This window comes from Cupriavidus sp. SIMBA_020, from assembly GCF_046535395.1.
In the GTDB taxonomy this organism is placed as follows: domain Bacteria; phylum Pseudomonadota; class Gammaproteobacteria; order Burkholderiales; family Burkholderiaceae; genus Cupriavidus; species Cupriavidus campinensis.
In genome coordinates this window covers 648,356-669,955 of record NZ_JAWRWU010000001.1, presented here as the reverse complement: position 1 = coordinate 669,955, position 21,600 = coordinate 648,356, and the positions used below count along the sequence as shown (strand labels likewise).

General features: G+C 67.9%; 19 protein-coding genes and 1 riboswitch. Of the genes, 9 read left to right on the top strand and 10 right to left on the bottom strand.

Annotated features, from left to right (window positions below):
• Positions 1 to 15: 15 nt before the first annotated feature.
• Entirely contained in the window at positions 16 to 1,224 is a 1,209-nt protein-coding gene (locus tag SB751_RS03130; protein WP_144201632.1) for a urate hydroxylase PuuD, read from the top strand.
• A 129-nt stretch (positions 1,225 to 1,353) separates the two neighbouring features.
• Here SB751_RS03130 and SB751_RS03125 read toward each other — a convergent pair whose 3' ends face one another.
• From SB751_RS03125 to xdhA, 7 genes are all read right to left on the bottom strand, one after another.
• Positions 1,354 to 1,932 (bottom strand): TMEM165/GDT1 family protein, encoded by a 579-nt coding sequence (locus tag SB751_RS03125; RefSeq protein ID WP_092292319.1) that lies wholly within the window; start codon positions 1,930 to 1,932, stop codon positions 1,354 to 1,356.
• A gap of 64 nt (positions 1,933 to 1,996) precedes the next feature.
• A riboswitch (yybP-ykoY riboswitch) is annotated at positions 1,997 to 2,203 on the bottom strand.
• A 68-nt stretch (positions 2,204 to 2,271) separates the two neighbouring features.
• Positions 2,272 to 3,441: a fatty acid desaturase gene (locus SB751_RS03120; protein ID WP_211942748.1), complete on the bottom strand. Its 1,170-nt coding sequence runs from the start codon at positions 3,439 to 3,441 to the stop codon at positions 2,272 to 2,274.
• A gap of 150 nt (positions 3,442 to 3,591) precedes the next feature.
• Positions 3,592 to 4,914, bottom strand: a complete 1,323-nt coding sequence (guaD, locus tag SB751_RS03115; RefSeq protein WP_144201628.1) for a guanine deaminase — start codon at positions 4,912 to 4,914, stop codon at positions 3,592 to 3,594.
• A gap of 56 nt (positions 4,915 to 4,970) precedes the next feature.
• Positions 4,971 to 6,026 carry an adenosine deaminase gene (locus tag SB751_RS03110; protein WP_144201626.1) on the bottom strand — a complete coding sequence of 352 codons (1,056 nt, stop codon included), beginning with the start codon at positions 6,024 to 6,026 and terminating at the stop codon, positions 4,971 to 4,973.
• Positions 6,027 to 6,074: 48 nt separating this feature from the next.
• Positions 6,075 to 7,091, bottom strand: a complete 1,017-nt coding sequence (gene xdhC, locus SB751_RS03105; protein ID WP_144201624.1) for a xanthine dehydrogenase accessory protein XdhC — start codon at positions 7,089 to 7,091, stop codon at positions 6,075 to 6,077.
• A 10-nt stretch (positions 7,092 to 7,101) separates the two neighbouring features.
• The gene (xdhB, locus tag SB751_RS03100; RefSeq protein ID WP_410747777.1) at positions 7,102 to 9,447 is read right to left on the bottom strand and encodes a xanthine dehydrogenase molybdopterin binding subunit; all 2,346 of its coding nucleotides are present in this window, start codon (positions 9,445 to 9,447) and stop codon (positions 7,102 to 7,104) included.
• Positions 9,448 to 9,461: 14 nt separating this feature from the next.
• A complete protein-coding gene (gene xdhA, locus SB751_RS03095; protein WP_144201619.1) occupies positions 9,462 to 10,967 on the bottom strand; it encodes a xanthine dehydrogenase small subunit in 1,506 nt (501 codons plus the stop codon).
• A gap of 276 nt (positions 10,968 to 11,243) precedes the next feature.
• Between xdhA and SB751_RS03090 the strand changes: the two genes are divergently transcribed.
• Positions 11,244 to 12,191, top strand: a complete 948-nt coding sequence (locus tag SB751_RS03090; RefSeq protein ID WP_144201617.1) for a LysR substrate-binding domain-containing protein — start codon at positions 11,244 to 11,246, stop codon at positions 12,189 to 12,191.
• 14 nt (positions 12,192 to 12,205) lie between these two features.
• Here the strand turns inward: SB751_RS03090 and SB751_RS03085 are convergent, their stop codons facing one another.
• A complete protein-coding gene (locus SB751_RS03085; protein WP_377731474.1) occupies positions 12,206 to 13,048 on the bottom strand; it encodes an extracellular solute-binding protein in 843 nt (280 codons plus the stop codon).
• Between the two features lie 145 nt (positions 13,049 to 13,193).
• Between SB751_RS03085 and SB751_RS03080 the strand changes: the two genes are divergently transcribed.
• From SB751_RS03080 to SB751_RS03050, 7 genes are all read left to right on the top strand, one after another.
• Positions 13,194 to 14,291, top strand: a complete 1,098-nt coding sequence (locus tag SB751_RS03080; RefSeq protein WP_211942746.1) for a substrate-binding domain-containing protein — start codon at positions 13,194 to 13,196, stop codon at positions 14,289 to 14,291.
• 94 nt (positions 14,292 to 14,385) lie between these two features.
• Complete coding sequence (locus SB751_RS03075; RefSeq protein ID WP_144201613.1) at positions 14,386 to 14,967, top strand: DUF4126 domain-containing protein; 582 nt, start codon at positions 14,386 to 14,388, stop codon at positions 14,965 to 14,967.
• A gap of 32 nt (positions 14,968 to 14,999) precedes the next feature.
• A complete protein-coding gene (locus SB751_RS03070; protein ID WP_284459806.1) occupies positions 15,000 to 17,576 on the top strand; it encodes an ABC transporter permease in 2,577 nt (858 codons plus the stop codon).
• A gap of 30 nt (positions 17,577 to 17,606) precedes the next feature.
• Positions 17,607 to 18,029: a group II truncated hemoglobin gene (locus tag SB751_RS03065; protein ID WP_410747776.1), complete on the top strand. Its 423-nt coding sequence runs from the start codon at positions 17,607 to 17,609 to the stop codon at positions 18,027 to 18,029.
• Complete coding sequence (locus tag SB751_RS03060; RefSeq protein ID WP_410747775.1) at positions 18,016 to 18,627, top strand: DUF924 family protein; 612 nt, start codon at positions 18,016 to 18,018, stop codon at positions 18,625 to 18,627. The genes SB751_RS03065 and SB751_RS03060 overlap by 14 nt, the downstream gene beginning before the upstream one ends.
• Positions 18,628 to 18,731: 104 nt before the next feature.
• Positions 18,732 to 19,445, top strand: a complete 714-nt coding sequence (locus SB751_RS03055; RefSeq protein WP_144201605.1) for a TetR/AcrR family transcriptional regulator — start codon at positions 18,732 to 18,734, stop codon at positions 19,443 to 19,445.
• On the top strand, positions 19,442 to 20,026 hold the full coding sequence (locus SB751_RS03050) for a TIGR00730 family Rossman fold protein (RefSeq protein ID WP_410747774.1): 585 nt from the start codon (positions 19,442 to 19,444) through the stop codon (positions 20,024 to 20,026). Before SB751_RS03055 ends, SB751_RS03050 begins: the two co-directional genes overlap by 4 nt.
• Before the next feature lie 30 nt (positions 20,027 to 20,056).
• On the opposite strand, the gene SB751_RS03045 is transcribed toward SB751_RS03050, so the two are convergent.
• Both SB751_RS03045 and SB751_RS03040 read right to left on the bottom strand, forming a co-directional pair.
• Positions 20,057 to 20,512 (bottom strand): diacylglycerol kinase, encoded by a 456-nt coding sequence (locus SB751_RS03045; protein WP_144201601.1) that lies wholly within the window; start codon positions 20,510 to 20,512, stop codon positions 20,057 to 20,059.
• The gene (locus SB751_RS03040; protein WP_144201599.1) at positions 20,469 to 21,557 is read right to left on the bottom strand and encodes a glycosyltransferase family 4 protein; all 1,089 of its coding nucleotides are present in this window, start codon (positions 21,555 to 21,557) and stop codon (positions 20,469 to 20,471) included. The genes SB751_RS03045 and SB751_RS03040 overlap by 44 nt, the downstream gene beginning before the upstream one ends.
• Positions 21,558 to 21,600 lie beyond the last annotated feature (43 nt).

Sequence of the window (21,600 nt, the reverse complement as noted above, 5' to 3'; positions counted from 1 at the left end):
AAAAGGAGACAAGTCATGGAAGGCTACATTCTCGACTGGGCCAATCTGCTGCTGCGTTGGGTGCACGTCATCACGGCCATCGCGTGGATCGGTTCTTCGTTCTATTTTGTCTGGCTCGACAACAGCCTGACGCGCCCCGAAGATCCGGCCCTGAAGGAGAAGGGCGTTGGCGGGGAACTCTGGGCCGTGCACGGTGGCGGGTTCTACAACCCGCAGAAGTACCTGACCGCACCCAAGTCGCTGCCCGAGAACCTGCACTGGTTCTACTGGGAGTCCTACTCCACATGGATGACCGGCTTCGGCCTGCTGGTGGTGCTGTACCTGTTCAACGCCAGCACCTACCTGATCGACAAGAACGTGTTCGACATGTCGCCCGGCGCGGCGGTCGGCTTCGCGGTCTCGTACCTGGTCATCGGCTGGGTGGTCTATGACTCGATCTGCCGGCTGTTCGGCAAGAGCGACCGCGTGGTGGGCATCCTGGTGGCGGTGTTCGTGGGCGTGGCGGCGTATGCGGCCTGCCATATCTTCTCGGGCCGCGCGGCGTTCCTGCTGACTGGCGCGATGATCGCCACGATCATGAGCGCCAACGTCCTGATCTGGATCATCCCGGGTCAGCGCAAGGTCGTGGCGGCGCTGAAGGCCGGCCAGCCGGTGGACCCGATCCACGGCAAGCGCGGCAAGCAGCGTAGCGTGCACAACACCTACTTCACGCTGCCGGTGCTGTTCGCGATGCTGTCGAACCACTACAGCATGACGTACGCGCACAAGCAGAACTGGCTGGTGCTGATCCTGATCATGCTGGCCGGCGTGCTGATCCGCCAGTTCTTCATCCTGAAGCACAAGGGCAAGATCAACGTGGCCTGGCCGGCCGCCGGCGTGGCGCTGCTGGGTGTGGTGGCGGTGATGATCGCGCCGCAGCCGCGCCCGCAAGTGGCCAGCAACGCCGCTGGCGAAGCCGCCACCGCGGTGAGCTTTGCCAAGGTGCAGGAGATCATGAACGCGCGCTGCGTGCAGTGCCACGCCGAGGCGCCCAAGATGATGCCGACCGCCGCCAAGGGCATCAAGCTCGATACCGTCGACGAGATCAAGGCGCACGCGCAGTTGATCTACCAGCAGGCGGTGCAGCAGAAGGCCATGCCGCTGGGCAACGTCACGCAGATCACGGAAGACGAGCGTGCGCTGCTGGGCCAGTGGTTCGAGGGCGGCGCGAAGACCACCAACTGAATTTGACCGGGCATCGGTGATCGACGGTCCGGGGGCTGTGCAGTCCCGGCAGCCGGCAGTACCGGACCGGCGAGGGTTTGAACGGGGCGCAAGCCCCGTTTTTTTATGGCGTGCCGGCTTTGACCTGTCTCAGTGGCCGCCGACGTTGAACAGCGCCAGCAAGCCGAGTACGAGGAAGATCACTGCGGCGATCTTGTGTACGAGGGCGATCGGCATCCGGTTGGCAAAGCGGTCGCCGAGCAGCACGGCAGGCGCATTGGCCAGCATCATGCCGAACGTCGTGCCCGCCACGACGGCCAGTACTTCGCCATGGAAGCGTGCGGCCAGGGCCACGGTGGCGATCTGCGTCTTGTCGCCCATTTCGGCGAAGAAGAACGCGACGATCGTGGTGCCGAGGATGCTCAGGGCGCCGTTTGCGGGCTTGGCTTCCTCTGCCTCGTCGAGCTTGTCGGGAATCAGCATCCAGCCCGCCATGGCGATAAAGCCGAGGCCGAGGATCCAGCGTAGCAGGTTGGCGCCAAGCACCTGCGTGATCCAGCCGCCGAGCGCGCCGGCGAAACCATGGTTGACGAGGGTGGCGATCAGGATGCCGGCGATGATCGGCAGGGGCTTGCGATAGCGCGCGGCCAGCACGAGCGACAGCAGTTGCGTCTTGTCGCCCATTTCTGCGAGCGCGACGATGCCTGTGGAGACGAGGAACGATTCCATTTTTATAGGATTGGTACCGGGCCGCACACGCATCGCGAGATGCCAATGACGCACACCTTTCCCGGCCCGGCCAGAAAGGTATGGTCATCGGTCTCGCCAGGCGTTGGACGCTTGAGTCAGGCACGAAGCCCGCTCGGGTCCTGCGCTGCGTACGCCATAACCGTTGATGCTGGACACCACGGTCAAGTCTGTTGACGTACGCCCCTGTCTGCCGTATGCCGCATTGCGCGGCGTGGTGAGACGAGGGCGGCTACTCCCCAATGGAAGTCGCAATTGTACTAAAAGGCGGCGGACACTGTCCACCGCCTTTGGCATCGTTGCTGGGAAGTGCGGGTCAGGTCAGACCGGCACGGGCGAGTTGTCGCTGGTCTGGCGGCCGCGGAAGTCGGTCCAGCACAGGGCCTTGAAGTCGTACAGCTTGCAGCGGCGCGCGGTGCGGAAGTACCAGCGCCAAGAGAAATTCTCGATGATGATGCGGCCCGGCAGCGCATGCTCCAGCAGGGCCTGGGCGCGCTTGAGCCGGTACAGCGGCACGCTCATGTCCACGTGGTGCGCGGTGTGCTCCATGATGTGGTGGAGCGCGGCGCCGATGCCGAAGCGGAAACGCAGGTGCACGGTGGTCGAGACGAACGGCTGGGCCTTGGCCCACATCGGCTTGGTGTCGTACCACGCCACGCTCGTGTGCGTGTGGTGGACATACAGCACGAAGCCCACGGTCAGGTTCCAGATCAGGAACGGCAGCACGAAGCCGGCGCCGACCAGACCCAGGACCGACTGGTCCGTGGCCACGGCCAGCCACGCCAGCGCACCGATCCAGATGGCGCCGAAGGTGGCCACCAGCGTGCAGTCCCACATGAAGATCGCGCGGCGCGTGGCCATCTGGCGCTTGCTCGGGAAGAACAGCTTGAGCCACCAGATCTCGATCAGGTAATAGAGTCCGGCGCCAAAGCCATTGCGATAGATCCGCTCCATCACCCGGCGCCAGCGCGGCAGCGCGCGGAATTCCTCGAGCGAGTAGGGCGCCCAGACGAAGTCGAAGCCCTTGAGGTTGGTGTACCCATGGTGGACCACGTTATGGCCGACTTCCCACAGACTGTAGGGCGTGAGCGACGGCAGGAACGTCAGCCGGCCGAGCCATTTGTTCAGGCCGCGGCGGTCGGTCAGGCTCTGGTGGCAGGCATCGTGGCCGATGATGAACAGCCGGGCGATCACCAGACCCAGCAGCACGCCGAGGCCCAGCTTGGCCCACCACTGCGGCGCCAGCACCACGCCGGCCAGCACGGCGGCGAAGATCGCGTAGTCGAGCGCGAACAGCGTCAGCGCGCGGGCCACGCTGCGCTCGCCGAGCGGAATCAGCCAGCCACGGATGGTCTTGCGGTTCGGGAACGGGGCCTCGAAGGCGATGGGTTCCGGCAGGGGAACGCCGGCGAGCTTGCGGGGCGGGTGGGCAGGGTTGGAAGCCGGCTCAGCGGTCTGGGCCGGCGATAAATCCAGAGGTCGGGCAGTCATGTCAGTCTTTTTGGGTCTGTCTTGGCGCACCCGATAGCCGGGGGCGGGCAATGCGACAGCCTAGAAGGCTTTGATGACGATTGTGTTGATGCTGGTCAAGGCGGACGGGCGACAACCCGTATTTGCATGCCGTCCGTCGCCCAAAAGCGATCAGCCCGCCAGTTCCCGCGTGGCTTCGCCCATGATGTAGACGTTGTCCACTACGCGGTCGTCGCCCAGCATGGCAAACGCGAACAACTGCTCCTCGAGGGTCTCGGAGCGGCTGCTGCGGCGTGCGATCAGCGGCGTGGCCTCGGGGTCCAGCACAACGAAATCGGCCTCGCAGCCCACCGAGAAGCTGCCGATGCGGTCCGCCCAGCCCAGCGCCTCGGCGGCGCCGCGCGTGGCCAGGTAGAACATGCGCAGGGCGGTCAGGTGATAGCCGCCCATGCGCGCCACCTTGTGCGCCGCGTTCATCGTGCGGAACATCGAGAACGAGGTGCCGCCGCCCACGTCGGTGGCCAGCGTCACGTTCAGGCGGTGGGCATCGGACTGGTGGAAGTCATAGAAGCCGCTGCCCAGGAACAGGTTCGAGGTGGGGCAATGCGCCACGGCGGCGCCGCTGTCGGCCAGCCGGCGGCGGTCGTCCTGGTCGAGGTAGATCGCATGGCCGTAGAACGCGCCGGGGCGCAGCAGGCTGTAGCGGTCGTACACGTCCAGGTAGCTGCGGGCGTCGGGGAACAGCTCGGCCACCCATTTCACCTCGTCGCGGTTCTCGGCCACGTGGGTCTGGATGAAGGCGTCCGGATGGGCGCGCGCCAGTTCGCCGCAGGCGGCCAGTTGCGCCTCGGTGGAGGTCGGCGCGAAGCGCGGCGTGATGGCGTAGGCCAGCCGGCCCTTGTTGTGCCACTTCGAGATCAGGTCGGCGGAGTCCCGCGCGCCGCTCTCGGCCGTGTCGCGCAGGAATTCGGGGCAGTTGCGGTCCATCAGCACCTTGCCCGTGATCATGCGCAGGTTGCGGTCCTGGCTCGCGCCGAACAGCGCGTCTGCCGACGTGGCGTGCACCGTGCTCCAGACCATCGCCGTGGTGGTGCCGTTGCGCAGCAGCTCGTCGGTGAAGAACTCGGCCACGGCGCGCGCGTAGGCGGGCTCGCTGAAGCGGCGTTCCTCGGGGAAGGTGTAGGTGTCGAGCCAGTGCAGCAGGCCCGGCGACGGCGACGCGATGATGTCGGTCTGCGGATAGTGCACGTGGGTGTCGATGAAACCCGGCACGAGCAGCTTGCCGCGATGGTCGATCACCTCGGCGCCGGCCGGGATGTCGCGCGCCAGGTCCTCGTACAGCCCTACGGCGGCAATGCGGCCGTCCGTGACGAGCATCAGGCCATCTTCCCAATATTGATACGCCTCCTCATGGAACTGCGGATCGCGCAGGAAGTGGAGGATGCGGCCGCGGATGGCGCGGGTCGTGGCGGGATTGGGGGAAGTCGTGGTCATCTTCTCGTCTCAGGGGCGGCCGGACCTGGGGTCCGGCATCGTGTTTATGCGCCCGGTCAGGTCGTGGGAGCCGTCGCGGGCGGATTCTCGGGCGTGGCGGACCAGAAATGGTCCACTTCGGCCAGGTACTCGGCCTTCTGCTTGGCGGGCAGGAAAGCCGCTTCGAAACTGTTGCGGGCCAGCTTGTAGGCGTCGGCCGCGTCCAGCGGCAGCGCGGCGAACGAGGCTTCCCAGTTGGCGTTCATGTAGCCGCCGAAATAGGCCGGATCGTCCGAATGCAGCGTGACGGCCACGCCGGCATCGAGCAGGCGCTTCATCGGGTGGTCGCGCAGGTCGGGGTAGACCATCAGTTTCTGGTTCGACAGCGGGCAGACCGTCAGCGCGATGCGCTCGCGCGCCAGCCGCTGCACCAGGGCCTCGTCCTCGACGGCGCGCACGCCATGGTCGATCCGCTCTACATCGAGGATGTCGAGCGCATTGACCACGTACTGCGGCGGCCCTTCCTCGCCGGCATGGGCCACGCGGTGCAGCCCGAGCGCCTTGGCGCGGGCAAATACGCGCGCGAATTTCTCCGGCGGATGGCCTTTCTCGGACGAATCCAGCCCCACGCCGACAAAGCGGTCGCGGTAGGGCAGGGCAGCCTCGAGCGTCTCCAACGCGGCGTCCTCGGACAGGTGGCGCAGGAAGCAGAGGATCAGGCTGCTGGAAAAGTCGTACTCGGTGCGGGCCTGGGCCAGCGCATCGGCAATGCCGTCGATGATCACGCCCATCGGCACGCCGCGCTCGGTATGGGTCTGCGGGTCGAAGAAGATCTCGGCATGGCGGACGTTGTCGGCGGCGGCGCGCTTGACGTAGTCCATCGTCATGTCGAAGAAGTCTTCCTCGGTCAGCAGCACGCTGGCGCCGGCGTAGTAGATGTCGAGGAAGGACTGGAGGTCGGTGAACGCGTAGGCCGCGCGCAGCGCCTCCACGTCGGGGTAGGCCAGCTTGACCTGGTTGCGCTGGGCCAGCCGGAAGATCAGCTCGGGTTCGAGCGTGCCTTCGATATGCACGTGCAGTTCGGCCTTGGGGGTGCGGCGGATGCTGTCCGCGAGCGCGGCATCGATGGTCATGGGGCCTCTTTTCTGTCTTTGGCGGCTGCCGGATCACGGCGGCCGGGGTTACGGATGCATCGCTTCCGCCTGGCTGGCGGCCAGCGCCGCAGCGCGCTGGTCGCGCACCTGAAGCAGCTGGGCGACGATGGCTACCGCAATCATAGCCGGTGCCTTGTCCGTAATGCCGGAGACTCCCATGGGACACGTCATTTCCGGGAAGCGGGCCGGGTCGAAGCCGTGCTCCGCCATCCGGTGTTCGAACTTCGCGCGCTTGGTTTTCGAGCCGATCAGGCCGAAGTAGGCGTAGTCCGTGCGGCGGAAGATGCGCTCGCAGAGCGCCTGGTCCAGCGCGTGGCTGTGGGTCATGACCAGGAAATACGCGCCGGGCGGGGCCTGGTCGACCACGGCCTCGGGGGTATCGGAGGCCTCGGCCTCGATGTTCTCGGGCAGGCCGCCCGGGAACAGTGTGTCGCGCTCGTCCACCCAATGCACGCGGCAGGGCAGCGTGGCGAGCACCTTGACCAGCGCATGGCCGACGTGGCCGGCGCCGAACAGCACCACGTGCATGTCGTCCGGCACCAGCGTGTCGGTCCAGGCGCCGTCGGGGCGCAGCGCCACGGATGGCAGCAGCGCGCGGCTCGGCGCCACGGTGACCGGGCCAGCGCCGGAGGCCGGCACGGACCGCTCCAGCGCGCGCCCGCTGGCGAAGGCGGCGTCCACGGCATCGAGCCAGCCCAGGTCCTCGGCGCCCAGCACCTCGAAGGCGAGCTGCACCACGCCGCCGCAGCATTGGCCCAGCGAGGGCCCAAGCGGAATCCGCTCGATGCGGCGGGCGGCAGCGCCGGCGCCATGGGTACCCTCGCCGGCCATCATGGAGCGGGCGATGTCCATCCCGCGCCATTCAAGGTGCCCGCCGCCGATCGTGCCGACCAGATCGCCGGCCGTGACCAGCATGCGGATGCCGGGCTCGCGCGGCGCGGAGCCCTTGACCTCGACGATGGTGACCATCGTCACGGGCACGCCGGCGCGCACCCAGCGGGCGGCGTCGGCGAAGCGGAACGGTTTGAGCGGGGCGTCCTGCATGATGACCGCCTCAGGCGCGCGCCGCCTGCACCGCTTCCACGGCATCGAGGATGGCCTCGCTCGTGGCCGGGGCGCGCAGCGGCGGGTTGATGCGGTAGTCGCCCACCGCCGCGACGGCATCGCGGATCGCGAAGAACACCGAGAACGGCAGCAGCAGCGGCGGCTCGCCCACGGCCTTTGAGCGGTGGATGCTGTCCTCCACGTTGCTGTTCTGGAACAGCCGCACGTTGAAGGCCTCCGGGCAGTCGTTGATGGTCGGGATCTTGTAGGTGGACGGCGCGTGCGTCATCAGCTTGCCGTTCGGGTTCCACCACAGTTCCTCGGTGGTCAGCCAGCCCATGCCCTGGATGAACGCGCCCTCCACCTGGCCGATGTCGATGGCCGGGTTCAGGGACTTGCCGGCGTCGTGCAATGCATCGGCGCGCAGCAGCTTCCATTCGCCGGTCAGCGTATCGACGAGCACTTCCGAGCACGCCGCGCCGTAGGCGTAGTAATAGAACGGCCGGCCCTGCAGCGCCTTCTGGTCCCAGTGCAGCTTGGGCGTGGTGTAGAAGCCATCCGACCAGAGCTGCACGCGGGCCACGTAGGCTTCGCGCGCCAGGTCGCCGAAGGACAGGCGCAGCTCGCCGGCCACGACCAGGTCGTCGCCGAAGCGCACGGTGTCGGCCTCCACGCCGGCCTTGCGCGCGGCGAAGGCGGCCAGCCGCTCGCGGATCTGGCGCGCGGCGTCCTGCGCGGCCTTGCCGTTCAGGTCGGCGCCGGTGGAGGCAGCCGTCGCCGAGGTGTTGGCCACCTTGCTGGTGTCGGTGGCCGTCACGCGCACGCGCTCCAGGCGGATGCCCAGCTCGTGCGCTACCACCATCGCCACCTTGGTGTTCAGGCCCTGGCCCATCTCCGTGCCGCCGTGGTTCACCAGCACCGAGCCGTCGTTGTACACGTGCACCAGCGCGCCGGCCTGGTTGAAGTGGGCCACGTTGAACGAGATCCCGAACTTCACCGGGGTGATGGCGATGCCCTTCTTGAGCACCGGGCTCGTCGCGTTGAACGCGCGCGTGGCGGCGCGCCGGGCCGGGTACTCGCTCGATGCCACCAGCTCGTCGATCAGCTCGTGGATCACGTTGTCTTCCACGGTCTGGCCGTACGGCGTGACGTTGCGCTCGCCCTTGCCGTAGAAGTTGGCGCGGCGCACGTCCAGCGAGTCCTTGCCAACGTTACGGGCGATGTTGTCGAGGATGTACTCCACCGCGAACGCGCCCTGCGGGCCGCCGAAACCCCGGAAGGCGGTGTTGCTCTGCGTATTGGTCTTGCCGCAGTAGCCGTCGATCTGCACGTTGGGCAGCCAGTAGGCGTTGTCAAAGTGGCAGATCGCGCGGGTCATCACCGGGCCGGACAGATCCGCCGAGAAGCCGGCGCGCGACACCATCTCCACCTGCACGCCCTCGATGCGGCCGGCGTCGTCGTGGCCAACCTCGAAGTCGAACACGAAGTCATGGCGCTTGCCGGTGATCATCATGTCGTCGTCGCGGTCCGGGCGCAGCTTCACCGGGCACAGCAGCTTCCAGGCGGCCAGCGCGGCGCAGCAGGCGAACACGGCCGACTGCGATTCCTTGCCGCCGAAACCGCCGCCCATGCGCCGGCACTCCACCAGCACCTGGTGCGCGTGCCAGTTGAGCATGTGCGCCACGGCGTGCTGCATCTCGGTGGGGTGCTGCGTCGAGCACCAGACGTGCATGCCGTCGTTCTCGCGCGGCGCGGCGTAGGCGATCTGGCCTTCGAGGTAGAACTGCTCCTGGCCGCCGAGCTGGATCCTGCCGGCATCGCGGTGGGTGGCCCCGTCGATGTGCGCGCGCGGCGCGCCACGCGTCAGGTGCATCGGCGGCAGCACATAGCTGCCGGCCGCATGGGCGGCCTCGGGCGAGAGCACCGGCGGCAGGTCTTCGTAGTCGATCTCGGCCAGGCGGGCGGCGCGGCGCGCGGCATCGTGCGACGACGCCACCACCACGAAGATCGGCTGGCCGATGAACTGCACCACGTCGCGCGCCAGGATCGGGTCGTCGTGGATGATCGGGCCGCAGTCGTTCACGCCGGGGATGTCGTCCACGGTCAGCACGGCCACCACGCCGGGCGCGGCGCGCACCTTGTCGAGCGACACGGCGCGCAGCCTGGCATGGGCGCGGGCGCTCATGCCCAGCGCGGCGTGCAGTGTGCCGGCCAGCTCTGGGATGTCGTCGGTATAGGTGGCGGTGCCGGCCACGTGCAGGTGGGCGGATTCGTGCGGGCGCGAGATGCCGACTTGCGGCGAGGCTTCGGCGGCCACGCTGGCGTCGAGCAGGAAGGGTTCGGTCTGCTTGTTCATGGTGCGGGCTCTCCTCAGGCGCTCACGGGTTCGCCGGCGCCCAGGGCGCGGACGTTGACCACGGCGGCGGGCAGCGCATCGGCGCGCGTTTCCAGCCAGAAGCGGTAGAGCAGGTTGGCGGCGCCGCGCGCGCGGTAGGCGGCGGTGGCGCGCATATCGGTCAGCGGCTGGTAGTCCTGGCCGAGTGCGGCCATGCCGGCACGGGCGGTGGCTTCGTCCCACGGCTGGCCGACCAGGGCGGCTTCGGTGAGCGCGGCGCGCTTGGGCGTGGCGGCCATGCCGCCGAAGGCGACGCACGCCGCCGTGACGATGCCAGCTTCCACCGTGATGCCGAACGCGGCGCAGACGGCCGAGATGTCCTCGTCGAACCGCTTCGACAGCTTGTACGTCCTGAAATACTGCGGGCCCCGGAAGCCCTTCACCGGCACGCGCAGTCCGGCCACGAACTCGCCCTCGCCCATCGCCGTCTTCTGGTAGGCCAGATAGAGGTCCTCGAGCGGCATGGTGCGGCGCGTCTCGCCGCGCTGGAGCACCACCTCCGTGCCGAGCGCGATCAGCGCCGGCATCGAGTCGCCGATCGGCGAGCCGTTGGCGATGTTCCCGCCCAGCGTGCCGGCGTTGCGGATCGGCAGTGAGGCAAAGCGCTTCCACATTTCGTCGAGTTCCGGATGGGCGGCGGTCAGCGCGGCGTAGGCGCGCTCCAGCGTCACGGCGGCGCCGATCTCGATGAAGCCGTCGCGCTCGGCCACGGTGTTCAGGTCTTCCACCTGCCCCACATAGAGCAGGTTGCCAAGTTCGCGGAACTGCTTGGTCACCCAGAGGCCCACGTCGGTGCTGCCGGCCAGGATGCGGATGCCCGGCTCGGCAGCCTTGATCGCGCCGAATTCGGCGGCGGTGCGCGGGGCGTAGAAATGCTGGCCGCGCACGCTGTAGTGGAAGGTCTCGCCGCGCTTGAGGTTGCGCAGCGTGTCGGCGATCTGTTTCGGATCGAGCTTGCTGGCGGCCGGCGCGGGCAGCGCCATCATGCGCTGGCCGGCGTCGATGATCGGCCGGTAGCCGGTGCAGCGGCACAGGTTGCCGGTCAGGGCATCGCAGATCTCCTGGCGCGCCGGGGGCTCGCCGCCGGGCGTGTGCTGCTGGTACAGCGCCCACAGCGACATCACGAAGCCGGGCGTGCAGAACCCGCACTGGGAGCCATGGCACTCCACCATGGCCTCCTGCACCGGGTGGAGCGTACCGTCCGCCTGACGCAGGTCTTCCACGGTGATCAGGGCCTTGCCGTCGAGCGTGGGCAGGAACTGGATGCAGGCATTGACGGCCTTGAAGGCCACGTCGCCGCCGTCCTGCAACTCGCCGATCACGACGGTACAGGCGCCGCAGTCGCCTTCAGCGCAGCCTTCCTTGGTGCCGGTGCAGCGCACGTCCTCGCGCAGGTACTGCAGCACGGTGCGGGTCACCGGGGCGTCGGACACTTCCTGGACCTGGCCGCGGTGGAAAAAGCGGATGGTTTGCGTCTCCATGGTCTTCTCTCTTTCGGGGATGGCGGAAACATAGCACCGGCCACTTTCATGCAATATTCGGCCCAGGTGATATGCCCCATCAACGCGCGGCCGCTGGGGCGGTCCGGCGCCGTCTTCCCCGCCTGGAACCCAGCGCGGGCGCGGCTTGCCGGCGCACTCCGGGTCTTCCCGTAGTGCGCCGGCATTTGACCGCCCGTGGGGTGCCTGACATACACTATGCGCCGTTCCCATCCCCCACGCCAGCCACGCCCGCCCCCGGGTGCGCCGGCTCTCGCCATGCACGGACGCGACCATCTCGATACCTATTTGCTGCGGGTGCTGCACACCCTGCTCACCGAGCAGAGCGTGACCCGCACCGCCGTGCGCCTGGGCCAGTCGCAGCCGGCCATCAGCAACACGCTGAAGCGGCTGCGCGAGATCACCGGCGACGCCATTCTGGTGCGCGGCAAGAGCGGCATGGTGCCGACCGAGCGCGGCTGCGAGCTGCTGGCGCTGGCCGAGCAGAGCCTGGCGGCGATGGACCGCATCGCCCGGCCGCCGCAGCAGTTCGACCCGGCCACCACCACGCGCACCTTCCACCTGGGCGCGCCGGACTATCTGGATGCCTTCTTCCTGCCGAATATCGTCGAGCGGGTGCGGCGGCTGGCGCCGGGGGCCAAGCTGTTCGTCCATCCGATGACGCAGTCGAGCGATTTCCTGGACGCGCTGGAGCAGGGCCACCTCGACATCGTGGTCGGCAACTGGCTGTCGCCGCCCGAGCACCTCCATATCTCGCCGCTGTTCGACGACGAGGTGGTCTGCATGCTCGGCGCCCAGCACCCGCTGGCCCGCAACGGGCTGACGCTGCGCCACTACCTGGAGATGCCCCACCTGGCCCCGGCGCCGTACGCGTCGATGCAGCGCAGCATGATCGACCAGGCGCTGGCCGAGCAGGGCTACAAGCGCAACATCCAGGTCACGCTGCCGTACTTCGGCCTGGTGCCCTACGTGCTGATGAAGACGGATATGGTGTTCACCACGGGCCGCCAGTTCGCCGCGCACTACGCGCAGTACCTGCCGATCCGGATGGTGGCGTCGCCGGTGCCGTTCCCGCGCATGCGGTTCTACCAGCTGTGGCACGAGCGCTGCCACGCAGCGCCCGATGTGATGTGGATGCGGCGGATGATCGCCGAGGTGGCGGCCGACCTGCCGCAACTGCCGCGGCTGGAGGCCACGGCAGTCTGAGGGGGGGAGGTGACTTACTTCCCCTCGTAGCTCGGGAAGAACAACTGCTCGCCGTCCACCTTGTAGCTGGCGATGGTCTGCTGGCCTTCCTTCGACGTGACCCACTCCACGAACTTCATCGCGTCCGTATAGTTCGTGCCCGGGTGCTTGGCCGGGTTCACGGCGATCACGCCGTACGGGTTGAACATCTTCGGATCGCCCTCGATAGCGATCGCCAGCCCGGTCTTGGCGCGATAGGCGCCATAGGTGGCGCGGTCGCTCAGGGTGTAGCCGGGCATCTGCGCCGCCATGGTCAGCACCTCGCCCATGCCCAGGCCGGCATTCACGTACCACGGCTGGCCCTTCGGCTCGATGCCGGCACGCTTCCAGTAGTCCTTTTCCATCACATCGGTGCCCGAGTTGTCACCGCGCGAGATGAACTTGCTGCCGCTGGCGGCCAGTTTCCTGAACCCGGCGATGACGTCCTTGCCGCCCTTGACGTGGGCCGGGTCGCTGGCCGGGCCGACGACGATAAAGTCGTTGTACATCACGTCGCGCCGGTTCACGCCGTAGCCGGCGGCCACGAATTCATCCTCCATCTTGCGGGCGTGCACCAGCAGCACGTCCACATCGCCCATCTCGCCCATCTTCATGGCCTTGCCGGAGCCCACGGCGATCACCTTCACCGTGACGCCGGATTTCTGCTCGAACTTCGGCAGCAGGTATTTCAGCAGGCCGGAATTCTCGGTGCTGGTGGTGGTGGCCATCTTGATTTCGCCGGCCTGCGCAGCGGAAAGTGCCGATATCAGCACAAGCACGGTGGCGGCGGCCCATGCACGAGACAGGACGCGGGGAAGGGGAAAGCCAGTGCGGGACATCGATCGTTCCTTTATTATGTTTTCGAAAACACAATTGCCACGGCGGTGATGCTTCATGGAGAATGCCCGAACAAGCATCGTGAAACACAGGGCACACGATTGTTATCCGGCCACATTGCTCCTGTAAATATGCAAGGTATTTCATATGACGTTCAGGTTTGACCTGTTCCCGGTCATTGCTGCCGATGACAATCCACGCGCCAACAGCAAGGTGTTCCAGTTGCTGAAAGCCGTGCGCGAGACGGGCTCGCTGCACCGCGCCGCGCAGGAGATCGGGTTGTCGTACCGCCATGCCTGGGGTGTGATGCGTAGCTGGGAAGAGATGCTCGGCCGCAGCATGCTCGATATGGAGCGCGGGCGGGGCGCCTCGCTGACGCGCTTCGGGGAGCGGCTGCTGCGCGCCGAAGCACGGCTGCGGGAGACCATCGACCCGGCTGTGCAGAAGGCCATGGCCGATTTCCTGCTCGAACTCGACGACGCCGTGCAGCCGCAAACCGTGGTGCATTTTTCGGGTAGCCACGATCCTGCCGTGGAAGTGCTTTCCGCAGCACTGAAGGACGGGCCCAGCGCGCTCCAGCTCGATACCGTGTTCTGCGGCAGCGTGGAAGGGCTGATCTGCCTCCAGGAGCGGCAGTCGGAATTGGCCGGCTTCTATGTCTCGCCGATCCAGACCGCCGGCTCGGTCGCCCACGTGACGCTGCGCAAATGGCTGCGGCCCGCCGCGGTGCGGCTGGTGCGGCTGGCGTGGCGCGAGCAGGGGCTGATCGTGGCGCCCGGGGTGGCGCGCGAGATCCGTGACCTGCGCGACCTCGTTCGCACCGGCGCGCGCTTTATCAATCGCCAGCGCAGTTCGGGCACGCGCATGCTGTTCGACCAGCTGCTGGCCGCGCAGGGCCTCTATCCAGACCAGATCACCGGTTACGACGACCCCGAGTTCAGCAACGACAAGGTGGCGGAGGCCGTGCAGGCCGGCCGCGCGCAGGTGGGCTTCGGGCTGCGCATGAATGCCGAGCAGCACGGGCTGGGCTTCGTGCCGCTCACGCGCGAGGCGTACTACCTGGCCCTGCGCAAGAACGATGCGACCGCGCCGTGGATGGGCGCGCTGCTGGCGCTGCTGGCCGATCCGGCCTTCGTGCGCCGGATCGAGGCGCTGCCCGGCTACACGGCTGCCGAGCCGGCCGGCATCCTCACCCCGCAGGAGGCGCTGCCCTGGTTCGGCCCGGACGGCAAGGAAGGCGCCTGAGCGGGGCCATCCCCCCAATCCGCCAACCCGCGTCGGCTACCTTCCCCGGCCCGTATTACACTCCTCCCCAATTACCCACGAGGAGTTCCGCCCCATGCTGGAAACCGCCGCGCTGGCTGCAGGCATGTCCTGGGCCAGCGGCCTGCGTCTCTACCTGGCCGTGCTGGCGGCCGGGGTGCTGGCGCGCCTGGGTTGGCTGGACCTGCCCACGGGGCTCCAGGTGCTGTCGTCGTGGTGGGTGATCGGCGTGGCCGGCGTGCTGGCCCTGGCCGAATTCATCGCCGACAAGGTGCCCGGCTTCGACACCGCCTGGGACGGCATCCAGACCTTTATCCGCATTCCCGCCGGGGCGATCCTGGCCGCAGCGGCGTTCGGCGAACTCGATCCCCAGTGGATGGTGGCCGCCGGGCTCGTGGGCGGCACCCTGGCCGGCGCGGCGCATGCCACCAAGGCCGGCACGCGGGCGCTGATCAATGTCTCGCCGGAGCCGTTCTCGAACTGGGCGGCCTCGTTCACCGAGGACGTTGGCACCATGGGCGGCCTGCTGCTGGCGTTTTTCCTGCCCGTGGTGTTCCTGATCCTGCTGGGTGTGTTCCTGATCCTGGCGATCTGGCTGATTCCCAAGCTCTGGCGCGGCGTGCGACGCCTGCACGCCAGCCTGCGCGGCCCGCGCTGAGCCCTCCCTGCCTCATTCCTAGCGATTTTCCGATGCCGACCGACTCCCCCGCCGTGCCCGCCGCTCACCGTTTCTCCGCCTGGCATCACGCGCTGCGCATGGCCCGGCGCGACTGGCTGGCCGGCGAGCTGACGCTGCTGCTGTTCGCGCTGGTGCTGGCCGTGGCCGCGCTGACCAGCGTCGGCTTTCTCGCGGATCGCATGCGGCTTGGCCTTGAGCGCGACGCGCGCCAGATGATCGGCGCCGATGTGCTGCTGGTGTCCGACCAGCCGTTCGATCCCGCGTTTGCCGACCGTGCCCGGCGCGACGGCCTGCGTGTGGCGCAGACGGTGACGTTCCCGAGCATGGCCACGGCCCGCACCAGTGGCGTACCGGCGGGCGCACCTGCCAGCGGCGAGGCGCCGAGCCAGCTGGGCGCCCTGAAGGCGGTGACCGATGGCTATCCGCTGCGCGGCCGGCTCAAGGTGCTGTCGCCCGATGGCGGCGCGGAGCAGGAGGCCGAAGGCATCCCTGCGCCGGGCACGGTCTGGGTGGATCAGGCGCTGCTGGACGGTCTCGGCCTGCGCCTGGGCGATAGCGTGCAGCTTGGCAGCAAGACCTTCCGCATCGAGCGCGTGATCACGCAGGAACTCGACCGTGGCGCGGGCTTCATGAACTTCGCGCCGCGCGTGATGCTGCCGCTGTCCGACCTCGACGCCACCAAGCTGATCGGCTGGGGCAGCCGCGTGACCTACCGCCTGCTCGTGGCCGGCCCGGACGCCGGCGCCGCCGCCTACCAGCGCTGGGCGACCGACGAGATCGAGCGCCGCCACCTGCGCAACACGCGCGTGGAATCGCTCGACTCCGGCCAGCCGCAGATGCGTGCCACGCTGGACCGTGCCGAGCGCTTCCTGTCGCTGGTGGCGGTGCTGTCGTCGATGATCGCGGCGGTGGCCATCGCCATGTCTGCGCGCCGATACATGCAGCGTCATACCGATGCCTGCGCGGTCTACAAATGCATGGGCCTGTCGCGCGGACAGCTGCTGGCCGCGTTCGGCATCGAATTCCTCCTGCTTGGCGCCGGGGGCGCGCTCGTCGGCGTGGCGCTGGGCTACCTCGCGCATTACGGGCTGCTGCTGTCGCTGGGCGGATTGCTGCGCGTGTCGCTGCCGCAGCCGTCGGTCATCCCGGCGCTGACCGGGGTGGCGGCAGGGCTGGTGCTGCTGGTGGGCTTCGCGCTGCCGCCGCTGCTGGCGCTGACGCGCGTGGCGCCGCTGCGCGTGCTCCGGCGCGACATCGGCCTGCCGCCGATCTCGGCCTGGGTGGCCTATGCGCTGGGCCTGGGCGCCTTCGTGGCATTGCTGATGGTGGCCGCGCGCGACCTGAAGCTCGGCCTGACCACGGCGGGCGGGTTTGTCGGCGCGGGGGTGGCCTTCGCGGTGCTGGCCCTTGGGCTGCTGCTGGCGCTTTCGCGCGGCATGCGCGGCCGGGCGCGCGGCAGCGTGGGCTGGCGCTTCGCGCTGGCCGTGCTCGAGCGCCGGCGCGGCGTGACCGTGCTCCAGACCGTGGCGCTGGCCGTGGGGCTGATGGCGCTGCTGCTGCTTGGCATGACGCGCAACGATCTGGTCGATTCCTGGCGCAACGCCACGCCGGCCGACGCCCCCAATCGCTTCATCATCAATATCCAGCCCGACCAGCGCGAGCCGCTGCGCGCGATGCTGGCCACCAATGGCATCCGCGACCTGCTCTACCCGATGGTGCGCGGCCGCCTGACGCATATCGACGATCGCCCGATCCAGGCCAGCACCTACCCGGACGGCCGGGCGCGCAATCTGGTCGAGCGGGAATTCAACCTCTCGTATACAGACAGGCTGCCCGAGGGCAACGAGGTGATTGCCGGGCGCTGGACCGGCGATGCCGGCGGGGCTTCCGTGGAGGAGGGCATCGCCAAGACGCTCCATATCAAGCTGGGCGACACGCTGCGCTTCGACGTGGCCGGCCAGACCGTGGAGGCGCCGGTCACCTCGCTGCGCAAGCTGGACTGGGGCTCGATGCGCGTGAACTTCTTCGTGATCCTGCCGACGGACAAGATGCAGGGCCTGCCCGAGACCTACATCACCGCCTTCCACCTGCCGCCGGCCAAGTCGGCGCTTGGCAACCGGCTCACGGCCAGCTTCCCGAACATCACCGTGGTCAACACGGATTTGATCCTGCGCCAGATCCAGGCGGTGCTCGATCAGGTGATCGCCGCCGTGGAGTTCCTGTTCGTCTTCACGCTGCTGGCCGGCGTGACGGTGCTGTATGCGGCGCTTTCCGGCGCGCGCGACGAGCGCAAGCGCGACGCCGGCCTGCTCAAGGCCCTTGGCGCGAGCGCCGCCACGGTGCGCCAGACGCAGTACGCCGAATTCCTTGTCGTGGGCGGGCTGGCGGGGCTGCTGGCCAGCCTCGGCGCCATCGCGGTGGGCTGGGCGCTGTCTCAGTTCGTATTCGATTTCCCGTACCGGTTCAACGTGTGGATCGTGCCGGTGGGGGTGGTTTCTGGCATGCTGTGCGCTTTTGCCGGCGGCTGGCTGGGCCTGCGCGAGGTGCTGCGGCAGCCAGCGCTGGCCACGCTGCGCGACGTGCAGTGACCGCCGTGCAGCGATTCTTCTCGATTTGACATGATTACCGAACCTTCCGAACCGACCGACGCCGCCACCCAGGAAGTCACCGCCTACGAACTGGTCGGCGGCGAGGCCCGCGTGCGCGAGCTGGTGGACCGCTTCTATGACCTGATGGACCTGGAGCCCGAGTTCAAGCAGCTCCGCTCGATCCATCCGCCTTCGCTCGATGGTTCCCGCGACAAGCTGTTCTGGTTCCTGTGCGGCTGGCTGGGCGGCCCGAACCATTTTATCGAGCGCTTTGGCCACCCGCGCCTGCGCGCACGCCATATGCCGTTCGAGATCGGCACGCTGGAACGCGACCAGTGGATGCGCGCCATGGCGCTGGCGATGCAGGACATCGGCTTGCCCGAAGACCTGCAGTTGCGGCTGATGCAGGCGTTCTTCCAGACCGCCGACTGGATGCGTAATGTGCGGCGTTAAGCATGTGAAGGGTGCGCAGGACGTGCTGGACTTCTGGTTCGGCACGCCCGGCTCGGCCATCTGGAATACCGCGCGGAAGGAGTGGTTCACCAAGCGCGACGCCTTCGACGCCACCATCCGCGACACCTTCCTGCCCACCTGGCAGGCCGCGTACGAGGGGGCACATGACGGTGCGGCGGACGACTGGTCCAGCACGCCCGAAGGTACCTGCGCCCGCCTGATACTGCTCGACCAGTTCCCGCGCAACATGTTCCGGGGCGATCCGCGCACCTTCGCCACGGATGCGCAGGCGCAGGCGCTGGCCCGCCGGATGCTCGCGCAGGGCTGGGACCGCGAACTGCCCACGCCGTGGCATCGCATGTTCTGCTACCTGCCGTTCGAGCACGCCGAGTCGCCCGAGGCGCAGGACATCGCCGTGCGCGAGTACATCACGCTGCGCGAGGACACCGGCGGCGAAGTCGATAGCGTGGAGTGGGCCGTCAAGCATCAGGAAATCATCGCGCGCTTCGGCCGGTTTCCGCACCGCAACGCCGTGCTGGGCCGCGCCAGCACGGACGACGAACTGGCGTTCCTGAAGCAGCCCGGTTCCTCGTTTTGAGGGGCGCCGCCCCGCCAGTGGCGTTTTCGCCGCTTGGCGGGCTGTCCGCCCGACCCGATTGCTTATAATCCCAATCCTGCCGATTCGAGAGCCCGCCCGACCCCATGGAAGCCAAACCGCAAGCCGGCCCGCGCCGAACCCGAGACCGCATCCTCGACGTCTCGCTGCGCCTGTTCAATGAGCTTGGCGAGCCCAACGTCACCACCACGACGATCGCGGAAGCCATGGAGATCAGCCCCGGCAATCTCTACTACCACTTCCGCAACAAGGACGACATCATCAACTCCATCTTCGTGCGCTTCGAGCAGGAGATGGAGCGCCGCCTGAAGATGCCGGAGGACCACAAGGCCACGCTGGGCGAGAGCTGGGGCTACCTCCAGTACATGTCCGAGTTCCTGTGGAACTACCGCTTCCTGTACCGCGACATCAACGACCTGCTGGCGCGCAACCGGATGCTGGAGACCAATTTCAAGCGCATCGTGGAGCAGAAGAAACGCTTCGCGCTGGAGATCTGCCGCCAGTTCCAGGAAGACGGCGATATGGAAGCCACGCCGGAGCAGGTGGACGCGGTTTGTACCAATATTGTTGTAATTGCCACGTACTGGCTGTCGTTCCAGTTCGTGCAGCATCCGCGGCAGTACAACGATCCCGAGCAGATCCGGGGCTACCTGCACGGTTCGAGCTATCACATCTTCTCGATCCTGGCCCCGTACCTGCGCGGCAAGGCGCGTGAAGCGTTCGATCAACTGGCGCGCGAGTACGCCGTCTCCAAGGCGGAGGCCGAGGCCGCCGCTGCTGCGAAGAAGGAAAGACAGTGAAATCGGTTTGCGTGTATTGCGGGTCCAGCCCCGGCTTCCGCCCGGAATATGCCGAGGCGGCGCGCGTGCTGGGCGCCACCATGGCCCAACAGGGCCTTGCGCTGGTTTACGGCGGTGGCAAGGTCGGGCTGATGGGCATCGTGGCGGACAGCGTGCTGGCGCACGGCGGCACGGCCATCGGCGTGATTCCCGATGCGCTGATGCAGAAGGAAGTCGGCCATCGCGGCCTGACCGAGTTGCACGTGGTGCGCAACATGCACGAGCGCAAGCAGATGATGGCCGACCGCTCGGACGCGTTCATTGCCATGCCGGGCGGCGTGGGCACCTTCGAAGAGCTGTTCGAAACGTTCACCTGGGCCCAGCTCGGCTATCACGACAAGCCGGTCGGCCTGCTGAACGTGGCCGGCTTCTACGACGGCATGCTGGCCTTCCTGAACCACGCCGTGGGCGAGGGGTTCCTGAAGCAGGTGCACGCCGACATGCTGCACGTGTCCGACACACCCGGCGCGCTGCTCGGCAAGCTGGCCGCCGCCCCGCGTGTTCGCGTGGACAAGTGGATCGAGAAGCGCGAAGAGACCTGACCAGGCGGGACTAGTCCCGCCCGGTCCCGCCTAACCCAGCCAGCCGCCGATCCACCGCACCACGTGCGGCCCGCCGATGGCCATCCAGGTGCCGCCGCACAGCACGAGCGCCAGCATGACCGCCGCGCTGCCAAAGTCCTTGGCGCGCTTCGACAGGCTGTGCCGCTCGAGCGAGATGCGGTCCACGGCGGCCTCCACGCTGGAATTCAGCAATTCCACGATCAGCACCAGCAGCAGCGTCCCCAGCAGCAAGATCCGCTCGACCGCCGAGATCGGCAGCAGGAACGCGCAGGGCGTGAAAATCACCACCAGCGTCAGTTCCTGCCGAAACGCGCTCTCCTCGAGCACCGCGTAGCGCAGGCCGGACAGCGAGTTGATCGCCGCGTGCCAGGCGCGGCGGATGCCGCGATTGCCTTTGTGGGGATTGTTCTCGACCGAGTACTCAGTCTCCGGAGCGGACGGCAGCGGGGGATGCGGTTTTGGCATGATCGTGCGCAGCGGTGGGAGCCGTGGAGTCTTGGGGGGCTGCCGACGCTGGCAACGGCCGCAGGTGAGCGAGGAACTGCTCGGACGCGGCGCGCCACGAGAACTTCTCGGCGTGGGCGCGAGCGGTGACGCGGTCGATGCGCAGCGCCTCGAGGCAGGCTTCGCGCAAATCCTCGTGCATCACGCCGGCCGGGCTGTCGCCCAGCACATCGATCGGCCCGGTAACCGGGTACGCCGCCACGGGCAGGCCGCTCGCCAGCGCTTCCAGCAGCACCAGCCCGAAGGTATCGGTGCGGCTCGGGAACACGAAGACATCGGCAGAAGCATACACCTTGGCCAGATCCGGTTGCTTGAGCACGCCGAGATAGCTGGCGGACGGATAGCGCGCCTTCAGCCCGGCCAGCGCCGGGCCGTCGCCCACTACCCATTTCGAGCCGGGCAAGTCGAGCTGGAGGAAGGCCTCCACGTTCTTCTCCACGGCCACGCGGCCCACGTAGAGGAAGATCGGGTGGGCGGTGTTGAGCACGTTGGCGCGCTCGGCGGTGAAGACGTCGAGGTCCACGCCGCGCGTCCACAGCACGCCGTGGCTGATGCCGTATTGATGCAGGTCGTGCAGCACCACCGGCGTGGGCGCCATCACCGCGCGTGCCGGACCGTGGAACCAGCGCAGGAAGCGGTAGGTCCACGCCAGCGGGATGCCGAAGCGGGCCTGCACGTACTCCGGGAAGCGCGTGTGGTAGGCCGTGGTGAACGGCAGGCCGTGGCGCATGGCGTAACGGCGCGCGGCCAGGCCGAGCGGGCCCTCGGTGGCGATGTGCAGGGCCTCCGGGCGGAAAGCGTCGATGCGGGCGCGTACCTTGGCCGTCGGCAGCAGCGACAGGCGGATCTCCGGATACGTCGGGCATGGCACGGTGCGGAATTCCAGCGGCGTCAGCAGGTCCACCGTGTGGCCCATCGCCTCCAGTTCGCGGCGCGTGGACTTGAGCGTGCGCACCACGCCGTTGACCTGGGGCTCCCAGGCATCCGTGACAATCATGACTCGCATCGAATCTCCTTGCGGCAGTGTGGCCGGGTGAGGTGTCGTGGGG